Here is a 20,919-nt window from a genome sequence, read left to right as displayed (position 1 = left end):
GCGCCGTCGTCGTCCGGCCGGTGGACCGGGCTGTCAGACGTTCGTCGGACGGCGGGTCGTCCGAGCGGTCGTCCCGGCGGGCCGGAAGGGGTGCTGGGATGGGTCGGGTGAGACTCTCCGAGCGCGGGCAGGACGTGGCCATCGCCGTGGCCGGGCTGCTCGGCGGCCTGCTGCTGATCGCGGTCGGCGCGTACGACCGGCGGCCCGGGTGGTCGGCGTGGGCGTCGGTGCTGCCGCTGGTGGCGATGGCCGGGCTGTCGCTGGTGCGCCGCCGGTGGACGGTGTGGACGGTCAGCGTCGGCGGCGTGGTGTTCGGCGTCGCCGTGTACTTCGGCTCGCTGGTGCCGACGATGCTGCTGTACACCGACCTGCTGTACGCGGCCGTGCTGTACGGCCCGGCGCGGATGAGCCGGGTCCTGCAGCTGTCGGGCGCCGCCACCACCGTGGTGCTGACCGGCCTGACGTGGCGGTACGCCTCGCTGTCCGAGGCGCTGCTGGTCGCCGTGTTCTGCGGGTTGATCTTCCTCTCCCCGGTGTGGACGGCGGACCTGCTGCGCCGGCACCGGGAGGTCGCCGAGGCGGAGCGGCTGCGCGCCGAGCAGACCGCGCTGCTCGCGGAGCTGGACCGGCGCGGCGCGGTGGTCGCCGAGCGGGCCCGGATGGCCCGCGAACTGCACGACGTGATCGCCAACCACCTGTCGGCGATCGCCATCCACGCCACCGGCGCGCAGGCGGTGGCGCGCCGTCAGGTGCGGGCGGCGGACGAGCCGTTGGTGGAGGCGCTCGCGGTGATCCGGGAGAACAGCGTGCAGGGCCTCGCCGAGATGCGTCGGATGATCGGCCTGCTGCGCGAGGCCACGCCCGAAGAGCCCTACGCCGCGCCGCGGTTGGCGGCGGTGGACGTGCTGCTGGAGCAGGCTGCGGCAGCCGGGCGGTCGGCCGGGCTGCGGTTCGGGGCGGAGCAGCACGGCGAGCCGGGCGAACTGCCCGCGCCGGTCGAACTCGCCGCGTACCGGATCGTCCAGGAGTCGCTGACCAACGCCGTCAAGCACGCCGCACCCGGCCCGGTCCGGCTGTGCATCCGGTACGGGGAGCGGGAGTTGGAGATCACCGTGGAGTCCCCGTACCGGGCCGGCGAGGGCCGGGCGGTGCCCGGGGCGAGGGCCGGGCTGGTCGGCATGGGAGAGCGGGCCCAGCTGCTCGGCGGCGAGTTCGACGCCGGGCCGGACGGGCAGACGTGGCGGGTCCGGGCGGTGCTGCCGCGGACGGCGAGCGGGGAGCGGGAATGATCCGGGTACTGGTGGCGGAGGACCAGGCGGCCGTCCGGGCGGCGCTGGTGATGATCCTCCGGGCCGAGGACGACCTGCAGGTGGTCGGCGAGGCCGCGGACGGCGAACAGGCGGTGCGGCTCGCGCTGGAACTGCGGCCCGACGTCGTCCTGATGGACGTCCAGATGCCCCGGCTGGACGGCGTCGCCGCGACCCGCCGGGTGGTGGAGGCCGGGGCGGCGCAGGTGCTGGTGCTCACCACCTTCGACCTCGACGAGTACGTGTGGGGCGCGCTGCGGGCCGGCGCCGCCGGGTTCCTGCTCAAGGACCTGGAGGCGGACACCCTGGTCGAGGGCGTCCGCACGGTCGCCCGCGGCGACGGCATGCTCGCGCCGTCCGTCACCCGGCGGCTGATCGCCTCGTTCGCCCGGCCCGCGGCGGCGCCGGCGGCGGACGCGACGGCCCTCGGCGCGCTGACGCCCAAGGAGCGCGAGGTGCTCGGCTGCCTCGGGGCGGGCCTGTCCAACGCGGAGATCGCCCACCGGCTCGGCACGGCGGAGGCCACCACCAAGACGCACGTCACCCGGATCCTGGCGAAGCTCGGGCAGCGCAGCCGGGTGCAGGCCGCGATCCTCGCGCAGGAGTGGGGAGTGCCCGTTCCCGGGGAGCGGTGACGGCCGACGGCGCAACCCGGGGGAGGGGCGCAGATCACACCCGTTCCGGTGCAGATCACACTGTCGGAACGCACCACGGGGCGCGTGCTGCTACTAGAGTCCGGCGCAGAGCGATGTGGCTCCCCGTCGGGCGGTCGGTGCCGCCCGGCCCGGGCGAGCCCTCCGCGTGCCCCCGGGAGGACCAGATGACCGCACGACCGGCCCCGCACGGGCCGCCCGCACCCTCCGGGTGAGTTTGCTCACGGAGCACCGCGCAGACGGGTGATTTGGGCGGTAATCGAGCGTAGGTACCAGGTGTTCCTGCGTATATTCCCTCGGACGGGTGAAGTTGAGGGACAGTCCGCCGGGTGACAGCAACCTGCGGAACTGGTCGACCGTCAGATTCAGGAAGGGGCCGGTGCACAACCGGCCCGGAACATGGCGCGGTCGATCCCTGGGGCACGGGACGGGCGGCAGGCGCAACGCGGCGGACGGACAACGGCACACGGCCGAGGAGGAGGACAGCGTGCGCATCAGCGGCGACCACACCGGACTGGCCGTCGAAGGGCGGCTCGACGTGCGCAGCGCCGCCGACGCCAAGGCGCTGCTGCACGCCGCGGTCGACGGCGGCGAGGGCGACTTCGTCCTCGACCTCGGCCGGCTCGAATCCTGGGACGCGACCGGCCTCGGCGTCATCATGGGCACCCACCGCCGGGCCGGCCGGGCCGGGCGGCGACTGGTCCTGCGGGACGTGCCGATGCAACTCCAGCGGCTGCTGGTGGCGACCCGACTGCACCGCATCCTGGCGGTGGAGGGGGCGGTTCAGGACCCGGTGGGGACGACGCTGCCCGCGCTGAGCTGATCGCCCGGCTGCGTTCTCCTCTCCCCGCAACTACCCGGTGTGTTGACCCGGTTCGGTCATGTGGGAAAGTCTCCGGTCAGGTGTCCGAGTGGCGGGGAGCAGCGACGTGGGTCAGCCGAGTGGGATACGCCCGCGGGGTGGGGAACTGGTCAGCGGTGAGCGGCTGGTGGTGGTCGGGGGGCCGGAGGGGTCGGAGGCGCGGCACTGTCCGGACGAGTGGCTGCCGCAGCCTCGGCGGATCCGCGGGTTGGTGCAGGCACGGCCGGAGTTGGGGCCGACCGCCGCGGTGGGGCCGCTCGCGTTGGGGGCCGGGCCCGGAGACCTGCCGCTGCTGGACCGGGACGGCGACGTCGCGGCGGTGCTCGGGCAGCTCCGGGAGGGCCGTTCGGTGCGGCTGGTCGGGCAGGCCGGGTCGGGCCGCTCCGCGTTGCTCGCGGCGGTCGCCGAGGTCGCGGGGGAGTTGGCGCCGGACGGCGTGGTGCGGCTGAGCGGCTACCGCAGGACGTCCGCCGACTTGTTGCAGGACCTGTTCGCGGCGACCCACCACGCGCCGGACTTCCGGCCCGACCGGGAGCAGCTGGTCGAACTGCTGGCCGGGGTGGCCGCGGTGGTGGTGATCGACGATGTGGAGCCGTCCGGCGAGGAGCTGGAGGAGCTGCTGGCGATCGCCCCCGAGTGCGCGTTCCTGATCAGCACCGCGCCGGACGCGCCGCCGTCGCCGCCCGGTTCGCGGCTGCGGGAGCACCTGGTGGCGGGCCTGTCGCGGCCGGCGTGCCTGACTCTCGCGGCGCGGCTGGCGGGCCGTCAGCTGGACGAGGCGGAGCGGGCCTGGGCGGTGGACCTGTGGTTCGAGTCGGAGGGCCTGCCGCTGCGCTTCGTCCGGGCGGCGGCGCTGCTGCGGCAGCGGGACGTCGCGGTGGACGCGCTGGTCGCCGCGCAGGAGGACCGGCGGAGCGTCTTCGGGTTCGCGCAGGAGTACGAACTCCCGGGTGATCCGGCCGAGTTGGAGACCGAGCTGCGGGCCGGGGTGCCGCTGCCGTCGGTCGGGGAGAGTGCCGCGCCGGCCCGGTTGCTGGTGCAGGGGCTGAGCGAGCCGGCCCGGCGGGTGCTGCGGCTGGCGCTGGCGCTGGAGGGGGAGTGCCCGACCGCGCCGCACCTGCCCGCGCTGATCGACGTCGGTCTCGGCGAGAGCGCACTGCAGGAGCTGGTGGACCACGGCCTGGCGGTGTCGGTGGGCGGCCACCACCGGCTCACCGAGGGCGTGCTGGCCGTGCTGCTGCCCGAACTGGAGTCCGACGCGGACGGGCAGCCGGCCCCGTTCGCCGCCGGCGGCGTCGCGCACGGCGCGGCCGAGCACCTGTCCTGGTGGGTCGGGCACGCCTCGGTGACGACCCGCCAGATCGCCGCCGAGGCCGAGGTGATCCTCGCGGTGCTGCGCGCCGAGCGGAACGCCGACCGCCCCGAGCAGGTGCTGCGGCTGGCCCGGGCCGCCGCACCCGCGCTCGCCCTGTCGCTGCGTTGGGGCGCCTGGGAGCGGGCCCTGCAACTCGGCCTGGAGGCCGCCCGGATGCTCGGCGCGACGGCCGAACAGGGCTGGTTCCACCACGAGTTGGGCGTGTACGCGCTGTGCGTCGGCAACCCGCAGCGGGCCGTCGGCGAGCTGGAGGCGGCGCTCGCGCTGCGGGCCGCCGCCGGTGACCAGCGCGGCGGGGCGGTGGCGCGGCGGATGCTCGACGTGATCCGGCTGGAGGAGACCGCGGCGCTCACCGTCGGCGACACCCAGCCGGTGCGCGGGCGGCGCACCATCCGGGCGATCGCCCAGGTGCCGGCCCGGCTGCGCAAGCGGGCCCCTGCCGGGGCCCGGAAGACCGCCCTGGCGGCGGGCGCCGCGGTGATGGCGCTCGGCGTGCTCGGCACCGCGATCGGCGTGGCCGTCAGCAGCGAGGACGCCCCCGCCGGCAAGCGGCCCGGCAGCTCCGCCGACGACATCCCCGTGCCGGACGCGACCACCAGTCCCCGGCCCAGCGCCAGCCCCCGGCCGTCGGCGAGCGACAGCGCGACGCCGTCCGAGAGCCCGACCGAGTCGGCCGGTGACAGCCCCTCCGCCACCCACCGGCCGAGCAGCAGCCCGACCGGCACGAAGTCGACCGCGACGGCGACCAGCACCAGGACCTCGCCGCCGCAGACGAGTTCGCCGCCGCAGAACACCAAGCCGGCCACCCAGCCCGCCAGCCCGCCGCCGTCCAGCACTCCGCCGAGCTCCGCGCCGGCGACCTCCCCGGATCCGTCGGGCAGCCCGGCCGCCGGCTAGACGAGTAGTTCCGAAGTCGGTTGGGTTTGCCGGTTCTGCTCCGGGCATGCAGGAAGGGTGTCCAACATTCGGGTTGTGACGACCGAAGAGCTGGACACCCTCCTGACCGCACTCTACGTGCAAATCGACGATCACCTGCCCCGAACACGGGGGTTGGGCCGCCCGCCGCGGCTGACGGACTCCGAGCTCGTCTGCCTGGCCGTGGCCCAAGTGCTGCTCGGCCACCACTCCGAGGCCCGCTGGATCCGATTCGCCCACGCCCACCTGCGCGGCATGTTCCCGAACCTGCCCCAGCGCCCGGCCTACAACAAGCGCCTGCGTGCCGCCCGGCCCCTGCTCCAGCAGGCCGTCCGCGACCTCGCGAAGGCCACCGACCTGTGGGCCGACCCGGTGTGGATCACCGACTCCACCCCGGTCGAATGCGGCCGCTCCCGCGACACCGTCCGACGCTCCGACCTCGCCGGATGGGCCGGCTACGGCTACAGCCGATCCCACTCCCGCTGGTTCTGGGGCCTGAAACTCCACCTCGTGTGCACCCCGGCCGGACTGCCCGTCACCTGGGCCCTGGCCGGCCCGAAAGTCGACGAACGCGAGGTGCTGGCCGCGTTGATCGAGACCGAACCCGACCTCGTCCGCGAACGGCCCGGCCTGCTGATCCTCGCCGACAAGGGCTACGTCTCCGCCGAACTCGACCGCTTCCTCGACCAGCACGGCGCCCAACTGCTGCGACCGTCCTACCGGACCAGCACCCCACGCCCCGGCGAACACCTGCTGAAGTCCGTCCGTCAGCTGATCGAGTCCGTCAACGACACCCTCAAAGGCCAACTCGGCCTCGAACAGCACGGCGGGCGCACCATCGAAGGCGTCGGCGCCCGGGTCGGCCAGCGACTCCTGGCGATGACCTGCGCGATCTGGCACAACCGCACCACCGGCCGACCCGTCACCCGCTCACTCATCGCCTACGACCACTGACTGACTTCGGAACTACTCGTCTAGACGTTGAGCCGGAGCTGGAGCCGGCAGCCGCCGCGGCGGTTGTCGGTGTCCACGGTGAGCGGCACCGGGTGGCCCGGGGCGGCGGTGAAGCGGTCGTTGGGGAGTGCGCCGCCGCACTGGCGGACGTCGCCGTTCCCGGCGTACTGGATGTCGAGGGAGACGGACGGGGTGTCCGCCACGATGAAAGTGAGGACGCACCCGCCCGGTCGGCTGTCGGTGTCGATGCGGATCGACGGGCCGAAGGCGCGGGCCGTGGGCGAGGCGGGCATCCGGTAGTCGCCCTGGTTGGCGCACTGGCCCGGGCCGGTGCCGGGCAGGGTCGTCCAGGCGTACCGGACGGAGGCCGAGCCCAGCTGGTTCTGCGGGTCGAACAGGCCGAAGGCGAGCAGGCAGCCGCCCGGGCGGTCGTCGGTGTCGAGGACGATCTCGTCGGTCCACTCGCCGTTGGGGTGCCACTGCTCGCCCTGGCGTCCGCCGCACTGGCCCGGGTCGCCGTCCGGATCGAACCGGATGCCGAGCGCCGCCGGGCCGAACAGCGCGGGCGCGGCATGCGCGGGCGGCGCGGGAAGGACGGTCGCGACGGCGGTCGTCGCGACGGCGACGGCGAGCGGGGCGAACCTGCGGATGACGTGGTGCACGCTGACGGCTCCCTTCGGTGGGGGGGCCTTGCGGCCCTCTGCCGTTCAGGGATTCCGGCAGCGTGGGCCCGCCTAACCGAATCGGGGGTCCCGGGCGGGCAAATCCACTGGAAGGGCGGCGGGGTCAGTCGCGGAGCCAGGCGTCGACGGTCTCCGCGGAGAGCCGCCCGCCCGCGGCCTGGTCGGCGTACCAGGACCAGGCAGGGCAGTCGAGCATGGCCGCGCCGAGGTGCTCGGGGGCGGCGGGGCCGAGGGCCTCGGCGGTGAGGCGGTGGGCCAGTTGGAGCGGTGCCCGGCGGGCGGCCAGCCAGGCCTGGGCGGCGGCGAAGCCCTGTTCGGCGTGCAGGCGGCGGACGGGTCCGAGCCAGCCCTCGCGCCACCAGGCTGCGCGGTCGGCGTCGGGGACCTCCGCGAAGGTCGGCGCGAGGGCCTCGGCCAGGTGGCGGGCGTGGTCGGACTCCTCGCCGGCCAACTGCGGGTACTCGGCGGCGAAGTTCGACCAGTCGGTCTCGGAAGGGACGCTGTCCGGGCCCACCGGGTCCTCGGCGTAGTGGGCCTCGCCGGTGACGAAGACGTCCCGCAGCACCTGGTAGCGCAGGCCGGTCGAGCGGGCCAGCAGGGCGGCGTCGTACAGGTCCTTGCCCTGCGGGTAGCGGTCGGTGGCGAGCCACAGGAGCTTCCAGGCGAGCGAGAGTTCGCGTCCGGCGACGTTCAGCACGGCGCCGGGGGCGACTTCCAGGGGTTCGGCGGGAAGGGGCAGATCCTCGTTGAAGACGAAGTCGAGCTGGACGGTGCCGTCGGGCAGGCCGTCGGCCGTCCAGACGAGCACCAGGCGGCGGCCGGGGGCCCTTTCGTACGTCCAGATGTCCTCGGTGGCGGTCTGCTCGGCCAGGAAGCGGACGGGGCCGGTGGTGGCGCAGACGGCGCGGGTGAGGTCGTCGAACAGGTCCCCGGTGCGCGGGTCGTCGAGCATCCGGTCGGCGGGGGTGACGACGAAGTCCAGGTCGCCGGGCTCGCGGGCGGCGTCGCCGAGCCAGGCCTTCAGCACCACGGAGCCGCGCAGCACCAGGTGGTCGGCCCAGGCGGAGGCGGCGACGGCGGCGAGGACGGTGTCCATCGCGGTGCGGCGGGCCGCGTACCAGGCGGCGGTGAGGTCGGGGTCGGTGAACTGCGGGTCGCCGGCCCGGTAGGCGTTGTCGAACTGCTTCAGGGCCGGGTCGAAGACCGCGGGCTGGACGGCCCGCGGGTCGTCGATCGCGAGGTGCGTGCTCGGCCGGTGGCGACGGTCTTCGGGCAGCAGGCGGTGGTCGGTCACGGGAGCTCCTCGATCAGGCGGTGGTCGGGGCGTCGTCGAGCCAGCCGGAGTCCAGCGCGAGCGCCGAGTCGTGGACCACGTACTCGCGGGTGACCTTCAGCGGCGGGAAGCCCGCGGCGGTCAGCGCGGCGGTGAGGCGGTCCAGGCGGGCGCCGGCGGTGGTCAGGCCGAGGCGGTGGCAGCGCTGGGTGACGAAGTACTGGCGGTGGCCGCCGGGTTCGGTGCGGCGGGCGTTCCAGGAGACGTGGGCGTGGTGGCCGCCGGCGGCCCGCACCAGGGCGTCGCGAGGGACGTCCGGGGCCAGTCGGACCTTCACGTGGTGCTCGAAGTAGCAGGCGGCGTCGGCCTGTTCGGCCTCCGCGTCGGTGCCGGGGACGCCCGGGGTCCAGGGCGCGGCCTCGATCTTCACCCGGACCGGGGTGAACCCGGCGGCGCGCAGGCGGGCCGTCTCGGCGGCGGCGCGGCGGTGCTGGGCGGCCAGGGTGCCGTCGCCCTGCCAGGACAGCATCGGCTGCGAGGGGTGCCGGCCGCGGGCCAGCAGGATGTGGGTGAACTCCAGGCCGTGCGCGGCCGCCCATGCGGCCAGTGCGTCGACCTCGGCCGGGGCCAGCGTGAGATGGGTCTCGTACCGGCCGACCGGTTCAGCGCTTCGCACGGGCATGCGGTGATCCTGGCAGGCGGGCGCGGGCGGCGGCCCGCCGGGGGGCCCGCCGCGGGTTCGTCGCCGCCGGGGTCAGAACAGCTTGAGCTTGTCGTCGTCGATGCCGCGCAGCTCGTCGTAGTCGAGGACGACGCAGCCGATGCCGCGGTCGGTGGCCAGCACGCGGGCCTGCGGCTTGATCTCCTGGGCGGCGAAGACGCCCTTGACCGGGGCGAGCAGCGGGTCGCGGTTGAGCAGGTCGAGGTAGCGGGTGAGCTGCTCGACGCCGTCGATCTCGCCGCGGCGCTTGATCTCGATGGCGACGGTGGCGCCGTCGGAGTCGCGGCAGAGGATGTCGACGGGGCCGATCGCGGTGGGGTACTCGCGGCGGATCAGCTGCCAGCCGGCGCCGAGGACCTCCATCCGGTCGGCGAGGAGCTCCTGCAGGTGGGCCTCGACGCCGTCCTTCACCAGGCCGGGGTCGACGCCGAGCTCGTGGCTGGAGTCGTGGTGGACGTCCTCCAGGGTGATGATCAGCTTCTCGCCGGCCTTGTTGGTGACCGTCCACACCCCCTCGGTCTCCTTCAGGGAGCACGGCGGGGACATCCAGTTCAGCGGCTTGTAGGCCCGGTCGTCGGCGTGGATGCTGACGCTCCCGTCGGCCTTCACGATCACCAGGCGCACGGCGGAGGGCAGATGTGCAGCGAGGCGGCCCGCGTAGTCCACGGTGCACTTGGCGATTACAAGACGCATGGGGACAAGCCTACGGCCCGCCGGGAGTGCCCCCGTCCCTGTTCGATTTCGGCGGGCGCAGGGAGGGGGCGTGCGGAGGGGGAGGGGTGCGCCGGCGTGCAGTGGGTCGAGGGGGCGCGATTCCCGAGACAGGCGGCTGTCGGGAGGCGGGCCCGGAGGCCGTTTGAAGCGAGTGTCCGCAGACCGGGTGTGGGTCGGCCGGGAGGGGCGAAACATGGTGATCGCACGGCCACCACCGGTGAGCCGGGCCAGCTCGGCGTACAGGGTCGGTGCACAACTGATTCCGGCCAATCTCGGCTGCGGCACGGCGATTCGGGTGGCAATCCCCGGATTCTCCAGCCGGGTCCGGGAAGGACTGACACGCTGGTCTGACCCCCTGGCCAGGACCTCGATTACGCGGCGGCATCCCCCAGCTCCGTCGCGCCGTCGGCATTCGAACATCGCGCGTGGTCCACCGCACGTCCAACGCACCCTCAGCACCCCGGTACGACCGCCCCGTCGAATCCGTCGGGGCGGACCGTGAGAGGAGAACCCATGTCGCTCGACGTCTCACCGGCCCTGTTGGAGAAGGCCGAACGAGGCGAGGTCGACGAGCGGGAGTTCGTCGACTGTGTCCGCACCTCGCTGCCCTACGCCTGGGACATGATCAGCTCGCTGGTGGCCCAACTCAAGGTCGACGGAACCGACTTCGCCGACAACGAGGTCCCCCCGCCGAGTGAGCAGGAGCGCGGACAGCTGCTCCGGGCGATGGCCAGCGACGCCATCCGTGGAGCCCTGCAGCGCCACTTCGGCGTCCAGCTGGCCTTCCAGAACTGCCACCGGGTCGCGGTCTTCGCCCCCGGCCCCGACACCGCCGACCGGCTCGCCCGATTCACCTCGGTCCGGGCCCAACTGCTCAACCAGTCGCCGGAGTTGCGCGACTGCTGACGCCGACTCGGCGCCGCCCGGCACCGGGCCGCCCCGGACCTGACCGGCCGGGGCGGCCCGCGGGCATGCGTTCAGCGCAGCTGCGGCAGCACCTCGTCGCCGATCCGGTCCAGGTTGTACAGCGTCGCCGCGGTGTCCCCGGAACCCTCGGCGAGCAGCGCGAAGCGCCGGATCCCGGTGCCCTCCGCGGTCGCCAGCAGCCGGTCCGCGCACTGCCGGGGCGTGCCCACCGCGTGCAGGTCGCACAGCAACTCGGTGTACGCCCGGGGGTCGCGCATCGACCGCTCCCGGCCGTCCACCGTGCGGTGCGCGCCCAGCCCGTACGCGAAGAAGTCCGGCATCGCCCGCAGCAGGCTGGCCCGGGCCGCCCCCGCCCGGTCGTCGACCTGCACCACGCCGGCCGCCACGTGCTCCCGCTGCACCCGCGCCAACTGCTCCTCGCCGCGCCCCGCGGCCCGCCAGGCCGCCCGGTAGGCGGCCAGCATGTCCCGCTTGTCCTCGTCGCCCGAGTGCATGCCCAGCAGCATCGGCAGGCCCCGCTCGGCGGCCGTCCGCACCCCGGCCGGGGAGGTGCACGCCATCACCACCGGCGGGCCCGACTGGGGCTGCTGGGGCGGCTCCTGGCGCTGCCGCGGAATCACCGCGGCGGCCGGGGCGGGCCCGTCCAGGCCCAGCCAGCCCGTCAGGTCCGTCCGCCGGGCGGGCTCGACGGCCCGCGGCACCACCGCCACCTCCGGGAAGTCGAACTGCGGGCCCGAGCCGCCCACCCGGGCCCCGTGCAGCCAGCGCAGCAGCAGGTCCAGGCGCTCCGGGAAGCCCCGCTCGTACGCCTCCAGGCCGCCGCCGAACACCGCCAGGTCGATCCACGGCCCGCCGCGGCCCACCCCGAGGGTGAACCGGCCGCCGGAGGTCAGGTGCAGCAGCGCCGCCTGCTCGCCCAGCGCCACCGGGTGGCGGGTGCTGAGCACGCTGACCGCGGTGCCCACCCCGATCCGCCGGGTGCGGCCCAGCAGTATCCCCGCCAGCGTCGCCGCGTCCGGGCAGACCCCGTACGGCACGAAGTGGTGCTCGGCCAGCCACACCGCGTCCAGGCCCACCCGCTCCGCGGTCAGCGCCGCCGAGACGGTCCGGTCCAGCACCTCCCCGTGGCTCTGCCCGCGGAACTGCGCGGACAGCAGGAAGGCGCCGACCCGGATCGCGTCCGTGTCGGCCCCCGGCCCCTGCTCCGGGGCCGGCTGGGCGGCCGTGGCCACCCCTCGGCCGGTCGGTCGCCGTTCGGAGCGGGCGTGCGGTCGGGCGGTGGTCTTCGTCATGGGGCGTGCCTCCTCGGTGCGCGCAGGGTTCGCGAGCCCCGCCGTGTCACCACGTGAGTAACCCATGTCATGTGCCAATGGCACGCCGAACCCTCAATTTGCCCAAGGGAAGGGTGGATTACCGTCGAATCGCTGAAGCCGGACGGTGATCCGTGCTAATGGCGCAGGAGGGGCCGGTGTGGCGGGCGTGACCCCTGGGACGGAACGTCCCGGCCACGGCCGCCCACCGGTGACGCGGCGGCCCGTACCCTGGAGGGACAACGCGCCGGAACGAGGGGTAGTCACGTGTCACCGCGACGCAACCGGATCCAGAAGTCCGAGGACCGAGAGAGCGCCGCGCCGATGGGCGGGTCGCTGCGACGGGTGGAGTCGTACCGGGGCGAGGACTGGGTCGTGCAGACCGTGGCCGGGACGGCCGGGCGGCACTACCGGTGCCCGGGGTGCGACCAGGAGATCCCGCCGGGCGTGGGGCACGTGGTGGCGTGGCCGGACCACAGCAGCGGAGTGGACGACCGGCGGCACTGGCACCGGGCGTGCTGGGGAGCGCGGGAGCGCCGCGGCTCCAACCTGCTGCGGGGCCGCGGCGCTCCGAAGTACTGACGAACCGTCAGGCGTCGCGCTTCTTCAGGACCAGGTAGCCGCCGAGCAGGGCGGCCGCCGCCCACGCCGCGCAGATCAGCAGGCCCGTCCACGGGCCGTACGGGTGGTCCCCGGTCGGGTAGACCTGGAGCGCCGCGGAGCCGGCCCGGTCCGGGAAGTAGCGGACCACGTCCTTCACCTTGGGGACGATCGACAGGATCGGCGAGACCAGGAAGAAGAACGGGATCAGGATGCCCAGCGACAGCACCTGGTTGCGCAGCATCATGGTGACGCCGATCGAGAACAGGCACAGCAGCGTCAGGTAGCAGGCCGCGCCGAACACCGCCCGCAGCACGTGCGGCTCGCCGAGGTCGGTGGAGTACTGGCCGAGCGCCGCCTGCCCGAGGAAGAACGCGACGAACACCGTCACCAGCGAGACCAGGAACGCGAGGACGCCCAGCACCGCGGTCTTCGCCCCCATCAGGACGCCGCGCTGCGGGACGGCCGCCAGCGACACCCGGATCATGCCGCTGGCGTACTCGTTGCCGACCGCCAGCACGCCGAACACCACGATCGCCAGCTCGCCGAGCGAGATCCCGGCGAGCGAGGTGGTCGTCGCGTCGAACGGGGCGGTGTTGTGCTCGGTGAACTGGTCGTAGTTCAGCTTGGTCAGCAGCGAGATCGCGAAGCCCATGGCGACCACGATCAGGAAGGTGAGGACCAGCGTCCACACGGTGGAGCGGATGCTGCGGACCTTCGTCCACTCGGACTGCACGACTGCGGGGAACGCGGCCATCTCAGCTCTCCTTTCCGGCCTGGCGGGCGTCCCAGCCGGCGCCCCATCCGGGCTGCTGCGCCGGCTGCGGGGTGGCGGCGCCGGTGGCGCCCGTGGTGGCGGCGACGTCGGTGTGGTACTCCACCGAGTCGGCGGTCATCTGCATGAACGCGTCCTCCAGCGAAGCCTGTTGGGGGCTCAGCTCGTGCAGCGTGATGCCGTTCGCGGCGGCCAGGTCGCCGAGCAGGGCCGGGTCGCCGTCGACCACCTCCCAGGCCCCGTCCGGGCCCGGCTCGGCGGTCAGGCCGGCGCCGCGCAGCGCGTCCAGCAGCTGCTCCGGCTGCGGGGTGCGCAGCCGCACCGCGGAGCGCGAGTTCTGCCGGATGAACTCGGCCATCGGCAGGTCCGCCAGCAGCCGGCCGCGGCCGATCACCACCAGGTGGTCGGCGGTCAGCGCCATCTCGCTCATCAGGTGCGAGGAGACGAACACCGTGCGGCCCTCGGCGGCGAGCGCCTTCATCAACTTCCGGATCCAGACGATGCCTTCGGGGTCGAGCCCGTTCACCGGCTCGTCGAACATCAGGATCTTCGGATCGCCGAGCAGCGCCGAGGCGATGCCCAGCCGCTGCCCCATGCCCAGCGAGAAGCCCCGGGCGCGCTTCTTCGCGACCGCGGTCAGGCCGACCACTTCGAGCACCTGGTCGACCCGCTCGCGCGGGATCCGGTTCGACTGCGCCATCCACAGCAGGTGGTCGTAGGCGGTCCGCCCCGGGTGCACGCCCTTCGCCTCCAGCAGCGCGCCGATCTCGCGCAGCGGGTCCTGGACGGAGGCGTAACTGCGGCCGTTGATGGTCACCTTGCCGGCCGTCGGCCGGTCCAGGTCGAGGATCATCCGCATGGTGGTGGACTTGCCGGCGCCGTTCGGACCGAGGAAGCCGGTGACCACGCCCTCCGGAATCCGGAAACTCAGGTCGTCCACGGCCAACTTGTCGCCATAACGCTTCGTCAGATGGTGCAACTCGATCATGTGCCACTCCTAGGTCTGCCGCCAGGGTAGGACAAAAAACGGATGATTCGGACGATCGTCGTCCGGGGCGCGGCCCCCGGGCCCTACGGTGGAGCCATGACCTCCCCCAGCGCACCGGTCGTCCGCGAGAACGGCACCGGCACCCCGCTCGTCCTGCTGCACGCCTTCCCACTCTCCGCGCGCATGTGGGAGGGACAACTGGAACGCGTACCCGGTCCGGCCGGGGACGATGCCCGGGTGGTCGCGCCGGACCTGCGCGGATTCGGCGCCGCCCCGCTCGGCGAGGAGCCGCCGTCCCTGGACACCGCCGCCGACGACCTGGCGCACCTGCTGGACGACCTCGGCATCGAACAGGCCGTGCTCGGCGGCCTGTCCATGGGCGGGTACGTGGCGATGGCCTTCGCCCGCCGCCACCCCGAACGGCTGGCCGGCCTGGTGCTCGCCGACACCAGGGCCACCCCCGACACCGACGCCGCCCGCGCCAACCGCGAACGCATCGCCGCCGCCGTCCTCGAACACGGCAGCGTCGACCTGCTGATCGAGGAGAACACCGCGGAGAACCTGCTCGCCCCCGGCACCGATCCCGAACTCGTCGACACCGTCCGCCGGATGATCGCCGAGGCGGACCCGGCCGCAGTCGCCTGGGCGCAGCGCGCGATGGCCGCCCGCCCCGACTCGCTGGAGGCGCTGGCCGCGCTGGAGGTGCCCGCCGCGGTCATCGTCGGCGAACTCGACACCGTCACCCCGCTCGGCGAGGCCCGGATGATGGCCGACGCCCTGCAGGACGCCGAGCTGACAGTCATTCCGGCGGTCGGCCACCTCTCCTCGCTGGAGGCCCCCGAGACCTTCAACGCCGCCGTCCGGGCCTTCCTCAAGCGCTTGAAGCAGCACGGCTCCTGATGCGCCGAAAGGGCCCGGAGCAGCAGGCTCCGGGCCCTTCACGGTCGGTCGGACCTCAGCGGCCCCGACGGGACGTCAGCGCGACTGCTGCGCCGGGACGCCCAGCGAGTCGTCGGTCGGCAGCGTGGCCGCGGCGACCGCCGCACCGGTCAGGGTGGCCAGCATCTCGCGGACGTTGGTCAGCTGCGCGTTGATCGAGTCGCGGCGGTTGGTGAGCGCCGCCAGCTCGCGCTCCGACTCGCTGCGGACCCGGTCGGCCTTCGCGTTCGCGTCGGCCACGATGTCCTCGGCCTGGCGCTGCGCGGTCTCGATGGTCTGGCGGGAACGGCGCTCCGCGTCGGTGCGCAGCTTCTCCGCCTCCAGGCGGAGCTGCTCGGCGCGGTGCTCGATCTCGGCGAGGCGCTTCTCCGCCTTGGCCTGACGGGCCGCCAGGTCGCGCTCGGACTGCTCCCGGCGCTTGGCCAGGTTGGTCTCGAACTCCAGCGCGGCCTGCGCGGCCTTGGTGCGGGTCTCCTCGAAGAGGGCGTCCGCCTCCTCGCGCTTGTTCTGCGCGTCCTTGTTGGCCTCGGCGCGCAGCTGCGCCGCGTCCGACTTGGCCTTGTCGACGATCCGCAGGCCCTCGTCCTCCGCCTTGGCCTTGCGGTCCTTGGCGTAGTTCTCGGCCTCGGTGCGGACCTGCTGCGCCGCGGCCTCGGCCAGCTCGCGGTGCTGCTCGGCGGCGCGGTGCGCCTCGTCGCGCAGGTCCTTCGCCTCCTCCTCGGCGAGGCGGAGGATCTTCTCGACGCGGGCGCCGAGGCCGGCGTACGACGGCTCCGCCTCGGTGACCGCGGCCTGCGCGGTCTGGGTCTCGAGGTGGAGCTCCTCGATGCGCTTCTCCAGCGCGCTGATCCGGGAAAGCGCGCTGTCTCGGTCGGCCACCAGCTTGGCGATCCGCTCGTCGACCTGGGCGCGCTCGTACCCACGGCGTACCAGGTCGAAGCCGTGCGGGGAGTGACTGTCGCTCATGGGATTTCTGGGCTTCCTGTCGTCAAACCGCTGAGATGGTTGAGGGAATCCTGACACGGTACCGGAGTGTCAACGACGAAACGCCGTTGGTTCGCGGACAATGTCCGCTCAATCGGGTGGCGCGCCCCCGGAGCGATTGCCTCCCGATCGTGGAGAGCCCACCCCGGCACCGGCCTTGGGCCCTCCGTCCTTCTTACTGCCCCCGTTGCTCTGAGCCACCGGCGCGGGCGCCTCGAACGCCTCCAACGCCGACAGCACGTCCTGGACCCGAGAGATCTCGGTGTTGATGTCCTTGCGGCGGCGCACCAACTCGTCCAACTCCCGCTGGCCCTCGTCGGTCACGCGCTTCGCCTCGGCCTTTGCCTCCGCGAGCAGTCGCTCCGCCTCCTCGGCGGCCAGCCGCAGCTGCTCCTCGGCGTCCGAACCGGCCCGCCGGATCCGCTTCTCCGACTCGTCGTCGGCGCGCTTGAGCCGGGACGAGGCCTCGTCGGCCGCCGCCTCCAGCTTCTCCTCGGACTCCATCTCGGCGGCCTTGAGCTTCGCCTCCGCCTTGATGATCAGCGCCTCGGCCCGGGTGGTGGAGTCGGCGAGCTTGTTCTCCGCCTCCTTCAGCAGCGTCTCGGCCTTGCGCACCGCCGAGATCCGCACCCGGCCGGCCTCCGCCGATGCCTCCGAGGTCAGGTCCGAGGCCCGGGTCTCGGCCGCCTCGATCAGCTTCGCCGCCTGCTCCTCGGCCTCCGCGACCTGCGCCTGCGCCTGCTCCTCGGCCTCGGTCAGCTGCTCCTGGGCCGCCGTCACCAGCGCGTCCACCCGCTCGCCGGCGGACTTCATCGCCTGCGCGTTCTCCTTGCGGGCCCGCTCGTGCAGCGCCTCGATCTCGGAATCGGTGCGCTCGCGCAGCTCCTCCGCGCGGTCCCGGATCGCCGTCGAGTCCCGACGGGCCTCCTTCAGCAGCGCGTCCGCGTCCGAACGGGCCTTCTCCACCTCGGCCTTGCCCTGCGCGTCGGCGATCGCGACCAGCCGCTCGGCCTCCTTGCGGGCCGCCGTCACCAGCGCGTCGGCCTGCTCCTCGGCCGCCGCGGCCGCCGCCAGCGCCTCCGACTGGGCCTGCTCGGCGAGCTGCTCGGCATCCGTGAACGCCTTCTCCAGCACCGACTTGGCCTGCTCGCGGGTCGCCTTGTCGTACGCCTCGGCGGCCTCCCGCAGCTCCGCGTCGAAGGACTCCGCACGGGACCGGATGTCCGCGTCGAACTCCTCCGCCAGCGTGCGGGTCGCCAGCGCGTACTCCTCGGCGTCGACGCGCAGCGCCGTCGACCGCTCCTCGGCGTCCGCCAGCGCGGCCGCCGCCAGCTCGTCCGCCTCGGCCAGCGTGCGCTGCGCCCCGGCCTCCGCCGCGGCCCGCTGCTGCTCGGCGAACTCGGCCGCCGCGGCGTGCAGTTCGGCGATCTCGCGGTCGGCGGTCGCGCGGAGTTCGGCGACCTCCTGCGCGACGACGGCCCGGATCTCCGCGGTGTCGCGGTCCGCGGTCTCCCGCAGCTCGCGGTCGTAGGCGGCCGCGCTCTCGCGCAGCTCCCGGTCGAACGCGGCGGCCCGCTCGCGGAGTTCGGTGGTCTCGCGGTCGGCGGTGGCGCGGAGTTCGGCGACCTCCTGCTCGACGGTGGCGCGGAGCTCGGCCGTCTCCCGGTCCGCGGTCTCCCGCAGCTCGCGGTCGTACGCGGCCGCGGCCTCGCGCAGCTCTGCGGTCTCCCGCTCGGCGGTGGCGCGGAGCTCCGCGACCTCCTGCTCGGCGGTGGCGCGCAGGGCGGCGATCTGCTTGGTCGCCGTCTCGTGCAGGCCCGCGACGGACTGCCGGACCTCGGCGGCGTCCTGCTCGGCCTGTGCGACCAGCTCGGCGGCCTGCGCCGCACCCTCGGCCCGCAACTCCTCGGAGGCCTGTGCGGCGTCCCGGCGCAGCTCGGTGGTCTCGCGCTGGGCGGTGGCGCGGAGTTCGGCGACCTCCTGCTCGACGGTGGCGCGGAGCTCCGCGGTGTCGCGGTCGGCGGTCTCGCGCAGCTCGCGGTCGTAGGCGTCGGCCTGCTCGCGCAGTTCGGTGGTCTCGCGGTCGGCGACGGCGCGCAGTTCGGCGGTGTCCCGCTCGGCGGTGGCGCGGAGCTGGGCCGTCTCCTGCTCGGCGACCGCGCGCAGTTCGGCGACGTCCCGCTCGGCGTCGGCCCGGAGCTCGGCCACTTCCTGCTCGGTGACGGTCCGGAGTTCGGCCGTCTCCTGCTCGGTGATGGCGCGCAGTTCGCGGTCGAAGACGGCCGCGCTCTCCCGCAGTTCGCGGTCGAAGACGGCGGCCTGCTCGCGCAGTTCGGTGGTCTCCCGGTCGGCGGTGGCGCGGAGCTCGGCGACCTCCTGCTCGACGGTGGCGCGGAGCTCGGCCGTCTCCCGGTCCGCGACGGCGCGCAGCTCGGCGGTGTCGCGGTCGGCGGTCTCCCGCAGCTCGCGGTCGTAGGCGTCGGCGTCCTCGCGCAGCTGCGCGGCCTCGGCCCGGTCGGCGGCGGCTTCGGCGGCCAGCGTTCCGGCCTCGGCGCGGGCGGCGGTGAGCTGCTGGTCGGCCTCGGCGCGGACCCGCTGGGCGTCCTGAGCGGCGGCCTTGCGGACGGAGGCGGCCTCGCCGTCGGCGGCCTCGCGGATCGTGGTGGCCTCGGTCAGCTTCTCGGCGGTCAGCGCCCGGTCGCGCTCCAGGTCGCCGCGGGCCGCCTCGCGGGCGGCGGTGGCCTCGTCGCGCAGTGCCTGGGCGGCGGCCTCGGCCTGCTCGGTGACGGTACGGGCGACCTGCTCGGCCGCCTCGCGCACGGCCCGGCAGGCGTCCTCGGTCTCGTCGCGGTGCTGTTCGGCCCAGTGGGTGGCGTCGGCGCGGGTGGCCTCGGCGGTGGCGTCGGCCTCGGCGCGGACGGTCGCGGCGGCGGCCTCGGCCTGCTCGCGGGTCTGGGCGGCGTCCCGTTCGGCGTCGGCGCGGGTGGCCTCGGCGGCGGTCTTCGCGGCGGCCAGCACCTCGTCGCGGGCCTGTGCGGCGGAGGAGGTGAGCTTCTCGGCCTCGGTGCGGGCCCGGGTCAGGGTCTGCTCGGCCCGGCCCTGGACGGCGGCGGCCTGCTCGCGGGTCTCGGTGCGCAGCCGTTGGACCTCGTCGGCGGCGCCGGAGCGCAGCGCGTCCGCGTCGGTCTTGGCGCCCGTCAGCAGTTCCTCGGCCTGCTTGGCGGACTCCTCGATCTGCACGGCGGCCTGCCGGCGGGCCTCGGAGCGGACCCGTTCGGCCTCGGCGGCGGCGGCGGAGCGGTGCTCCTCGGCCTGCTCGCGGGCCTGGGCGGCCTCGGCCTGCATCCGCTCCAGCTGCTCGCGGATCGAGGCGGCGTCCTCCATGGCGGCGTTCTGCGCCTGCTCGACGGCCTGGCGGGCCTGCTCCAGCAGCGTGCCGGCCTCGGACTTGGCGTGCTCCACCCGCCGTTCGGCCTCGGCGGCGGCCTCGCGGCGGGTGGCCTCGGCGTCGGTGGTCGCGCGGGCGAGCACCTCCTCGGCCTGCTTGGCGGCCCGGGCCAGGCGCAGCGCGGCGTCCTTGGCGCCCTCGGCGCGGCCGGTCTCGGCGGCCTCGGCGCGCAGGCGTTCGGCTTCGGCGGCGGCCTGCTCGTGGAGCTCGACGGCCTTGCGCTCGGCGGCCGTCCAGTGCTCGGCGATCTCCTTCTCGGCGTCGGCGCGCAGCTCGTTGGCGACCGACTCGGCGGCGCCGCGCAGGCGTTCGCTCTCCTCGGCGGCGGCGGCCTTCGCGGCGTCCGCCTCGGCCTGGGCGGTGGACGCGGCGGCCTTGATCAGCTCGGCCTCGCGGGTGGCGGCGGCCACCATCTTGGCGATCTCGGCCTTGGCGGTCTGCGAGCGCTGTTCGCTGGCGGCGTCGCCGTCGGCGACCTTGCGCTCGGCCTCGGCGGTGGCCTCGGACTGCAGGCGTTCGGCGGCGGCGAGGGCCTCCTCGCGCATCCGGGCGGCCTCGGTGCGGGCCCGCTCGGCCTCGGCGAGGGCCTCGGCGCGCAGCCGCTCTATCTCGGCCTGGGCGCCGACCAGGGCGGCCTCGGCGCGCTCCTGGTCGGCGAGGGCCTGCCGCTTGAGGGCGGTGATCTCGGCTTCGGCGGCGGCGAGCTTCTGCTCGGCGGCGGCGTGCGCCTCGGCCAGCTGCTGCTGGGCGGCGGCGGTGGCGGCGACGCGCTGTTCCTCGGCCTGGGCGCCGGTCTGCTGGGCCTGCTCGGACGCGGCGCGCAGCAGGCGCTCGGCGTCGGACTGGGCCCGCAGCAGGGCGGCCTCGGCGCGGGCCTGGGCCTCGCCGCGGGCGGCGTCGACGTCGGCGGCGGTCTGCGCGCGGGCCTGGTCGGCGAGCGCGGTGGCCTCGGCGCGGACGGCGGCCATCATCCGGTCGGCCTCGGCGCGAGCCTCCTGGAGCAGGCGCTGGGCCTCCTGCTCGGTTCCGGCGCGGGTCTGCTCCGCCCAGTTGACGTTTTCGTTGACGTGGCGTTCGGCGGCGGCCCGGAACTCGGCGAGTTCCTCCTCCAACCGGCGGCGCCTGGCGTTGAATTCGGCTTCCAGCTGGGCCGTGCGCTCGGCGGCCTCGGCCATCATCCGCTGGGTGGCGGCCTGGGACTCGCGGAGCTGGCGCTCGGCGTCGGCGCGCAGCGCCTCGGCCTGCATCTCGGCGTTCCGCAGCAGCTGTTCGGCCTGGCCGGAGACGGAGTCGAAGGCTCGCGGCTGGGCGAGCTGCCGACGGGCCTCGTGGAGCTTGGCCCGGAGCACCTCCACCTGGTAGGCGAGGTCGTCGGCGTGCTCGATCGTCTTGTCCCGCTCCTTGCGGGCCTTCTCCAGCTCGGCCTCGAACTTGGAGAGGTGATCCTCAACGCGGTCGTAGCCCCGCACTCCGCGGTCCCGCCCATCTCCT

General features: G+C 74.5%; 17 protein-coding genes. 8 read left to right on the top strand and 9 right to left on the bottom strand.

Features of this window, described 5'->3' with window-relative positions; translation table 11 throughout:
- The first annotated feature begins 98 nt into the window (after nt 1–98).
- The 5 genes from ACI1MP_RS14555 to ACI1MP_RS14535 all read left to right on the top strand — a co-directional run bounded on the left by ACI1MP_RS14555 (nt 99) and on the right by ACI1MP_RS14535 (nt 6,066).
- Nucleotides 99–1,289 carry a sensor histidine kinase gene (locus tag ACI1MP_RS14555; protein WP_380333944.1) on the top strand — a complete coding sequence of 397 codons (1,191 nt, stop codon included), beginning with the start codon at nt 99–101 and terminating at the stop codon, nt 1,287–1,289.
- Entirely contained in the window at nt 1,286–1,942 is a 657-nt protein-coding gene (locus ACI1MP_RS14550; protein WP_380333945.1) for a response regulator, read from the top strand. Before ACI1MP_RS14555 ends, ACI1MP_RS14550 begins: the two co-directional genes overlap by 4 nt.
- Nucleotides 1,943–2,447: 505 nt before the next feature.
- Entirely contained in the window at nt 2,448–2,783 is a 336-nt protein-coding gene (locus ACI1MP_RS14545; protein ID WP_189270962.1) for an STAS domain-containing protein, read from the top strand.
- A 106-nt stretch (nt 2,784–2,889) separates the two neighbouring features.
- On the top strand, nt 2,890–5,094 hold the full coding sequence (locus tag ACI1MP_RS14540) for an ATP-binding protein (RefSeq protein ID WP_404868814.1): 2,205 nt from the start codon (nt 2,890–2,892) through the stop codon (nt 5,092–5,094).
- A gap of 75 nt (nt 5,095–5,169) precedes the next feature.
- A complete protein-coding gene (locus tag ACI1MP_RS14535; protein WP_404868813.1) occupies nt 5,170–6,066 on the top strand; it encodes an IS982 family transposase in 897 nt (298 codons plus the stop codon).
- Nucleotides 6,067–6,086: 20 nt separating this feature from the next.
- Here the strand turns inward: ACI1MP_RS14535 and ACI1MP_RS14530 are convergent, their stop codons facing one another.
- The 4 genes from ACI1MP_RS14530 to nucS form a co-directional block, all read right to left on the bottom strand.
- On the bottom strand, nt 6,087–6,728 hold the full coding sequence (locus ACI1MP_RS14530) for a hypothetical protein (protein ID WP_404868812.1): 642 nt from the start codon (nt 6,726–6,728) through the stop codon (nt 6,087–6,089).
- Between the two features lie 124 nt (nt 6,729–6,852).
- The gene (locus ACI1MP_RS14525) at nt 6,853–8,043 is read right to left on the bottom strand and encodes a nucleotidyl transferase AbiEii/AbiGii toxin family protein (protein ID WP_380333948.1); all 1,191 of its coding nucleotides are present in this window, start codon (nt 8,041–8,043) and stop codon (nt 6,853–6,855) included.
- A 13-nt stretch (nt 8,044–8,056) separates the two neighbouring features.
- Nucleotides 8,057–8,704, bottom strand: a complete 648-nt coding sequence (locus ACI1MP_RS14520) for a hypothetical protein (RefSeq protein WP_380333949.1) — start codon at nt 8,702–8,704, stop codon at nt 8,057–8,059.
- 72 nt (nt 8,705–8,776) lie between these two features.
- Nucleotides 8,777–9,436 carry an endonuclease NucS gene (nucS, locus tag ACI1MP_RS14515; protein ID WP_043916047.1) on the bottom strand — a complete coding sequence of 220 codons (660 nt, stop codon included), beginning with the start codon at nt 9,434–9,436 and terminating at the stop codon, nt 8,777–8,779.
- Between the two features lie 534 nt (nt 9,437–9,970).
- Between nucS and ACI1MP_RS14510 the strand changes: the two genes are divergently transcribed.
- Nucleotides 9,971–10,363, top strand: coding sequence for an SCO5389 family protein (locus ACI1MP_RS14510; protein WP_043916048.1), 393 nt, complete (start codon nt 9,971–9,973; stop codon nt 10,361–10,363).
- A 71-nt stretch (nt 10,364–10,434) separates the two neighbouring features.
- Here ACI1MP_RS14510 and ACI1MP_RS14505 read toward each other — a convergent pair whose 3' ends face one another.
- Nucleotides 10,435–11,559: an LLM class flavin-dependent oxidoreductase gene (locus ACI1MP_RS14505; protein WP_404870801.1), complete on the bottom strand. Its 1,125-nt coding sequence runs from the start codon at nt 11,557–11,559 to the stop codon at nt 10,435–10,437.
- A gap of 402 nt (nt 11,560–11,961) precedes the next feature.
- Between ACI1MP_RS14505 and ACI1MP_RS14500 the strand changes: the two genes are divergently transcribed.
- On the top strand, nt 11,962–12,276 hold the full coding sequence (locus ACI1MP_RS14500; protein WP_189270958.1) for an ATP/GTP-binding protein: 315 nt from the start codon (nt 11,962–11,964) through the stop codon (nt 12,274–12,276).
- 7 nt (nt 12,277–12,283) lie between these two features.
- Here the strand turns inward: ACI1MP_RS14500 and ACI1MP_RS14495 are convergent, their stop codons facing one another.
- Entirely contained in the window at nt 12,284–13,051 is a 768-nt protein-coding gene (locus tag ACI1MP_RS14495) for an ABC transporter permease subunit (RefSeq protein ID WP_380333950.1), read from the bottom strand.
- A 1-nt stretch (nt 13,052) separates the two neighbouring features.
- On the bottom strand, nt 13,053–14,057 hold the full coding sequence (locus ACI1MP_RS14490; RefSeq protein WP_380333951.1) for an ABC transporter ATP-binding protein: 1,005 nt from the start codon (nt 14,055–14,057) through the stop codon (nt 13,053–13,055).
- Between the two features lie 96 nt (nt 14,058–14,153).
- On the opposite strand from ACI1MP_RS14490, the gene ACI1MP_RS14485 reads away from it, so the two are divergent.
- On the top strand, nt 14,154–14,957 hold the full coding sequence (locus tag ACI1MP_RS14485; protein ID WP_380333952.1) for an alpha/beta fold hydrolase: 804 nt from the start codon (nt 14,154–14,156) through the stop codon (nt 14,955–14,957).
- Between the two features lie 75 nt (nt 14,958–15,032).
- Here the strand turns inward: ACI1MP_RS14485 and ACI1MP_RS14480 are convergent, their stop codons facing one another.
- The gene (locus tag ACI1MP_RS14480; RefSeq protein ID WP_043916053.1) at nt 15,033–15,962 is read right to left on the bottom strand and encodes a cellulose-binding protein; all 930 of its coding nucleotides are present in this window, start codon (nt 15,960–15,962) and stop codon (nt 15,033–15,035) included.
- A 108-nt stretch (nt 15,963–16,070) separates the two neighbouring features.
- Entirely contained in the window at nt 16,071–20,897 is a 4,827-nt protein-coding gene (locus ACI1MP_RS14475; protein WP_404868811.1) for a hypothetical protein, read from the bottom strand.
- Between the last annotated feature and the right edge of the window lie 22 nt (nt 20,898–20,919).

The sequence above is a fragment of the Kitasatospora griseola genome (assembly GCF_044999035.1).
Lineage (GTDB): Bacteria > Actinomycetota > Actinomycetes > Streptomycetales > Streptomycetaceae > Kitasatospora > Kitasatospora griseola.
Note: the sequence above shows the minus strand (reverse complement) of the source record. Positions and strands in the feature narration are given on the sequence as shown.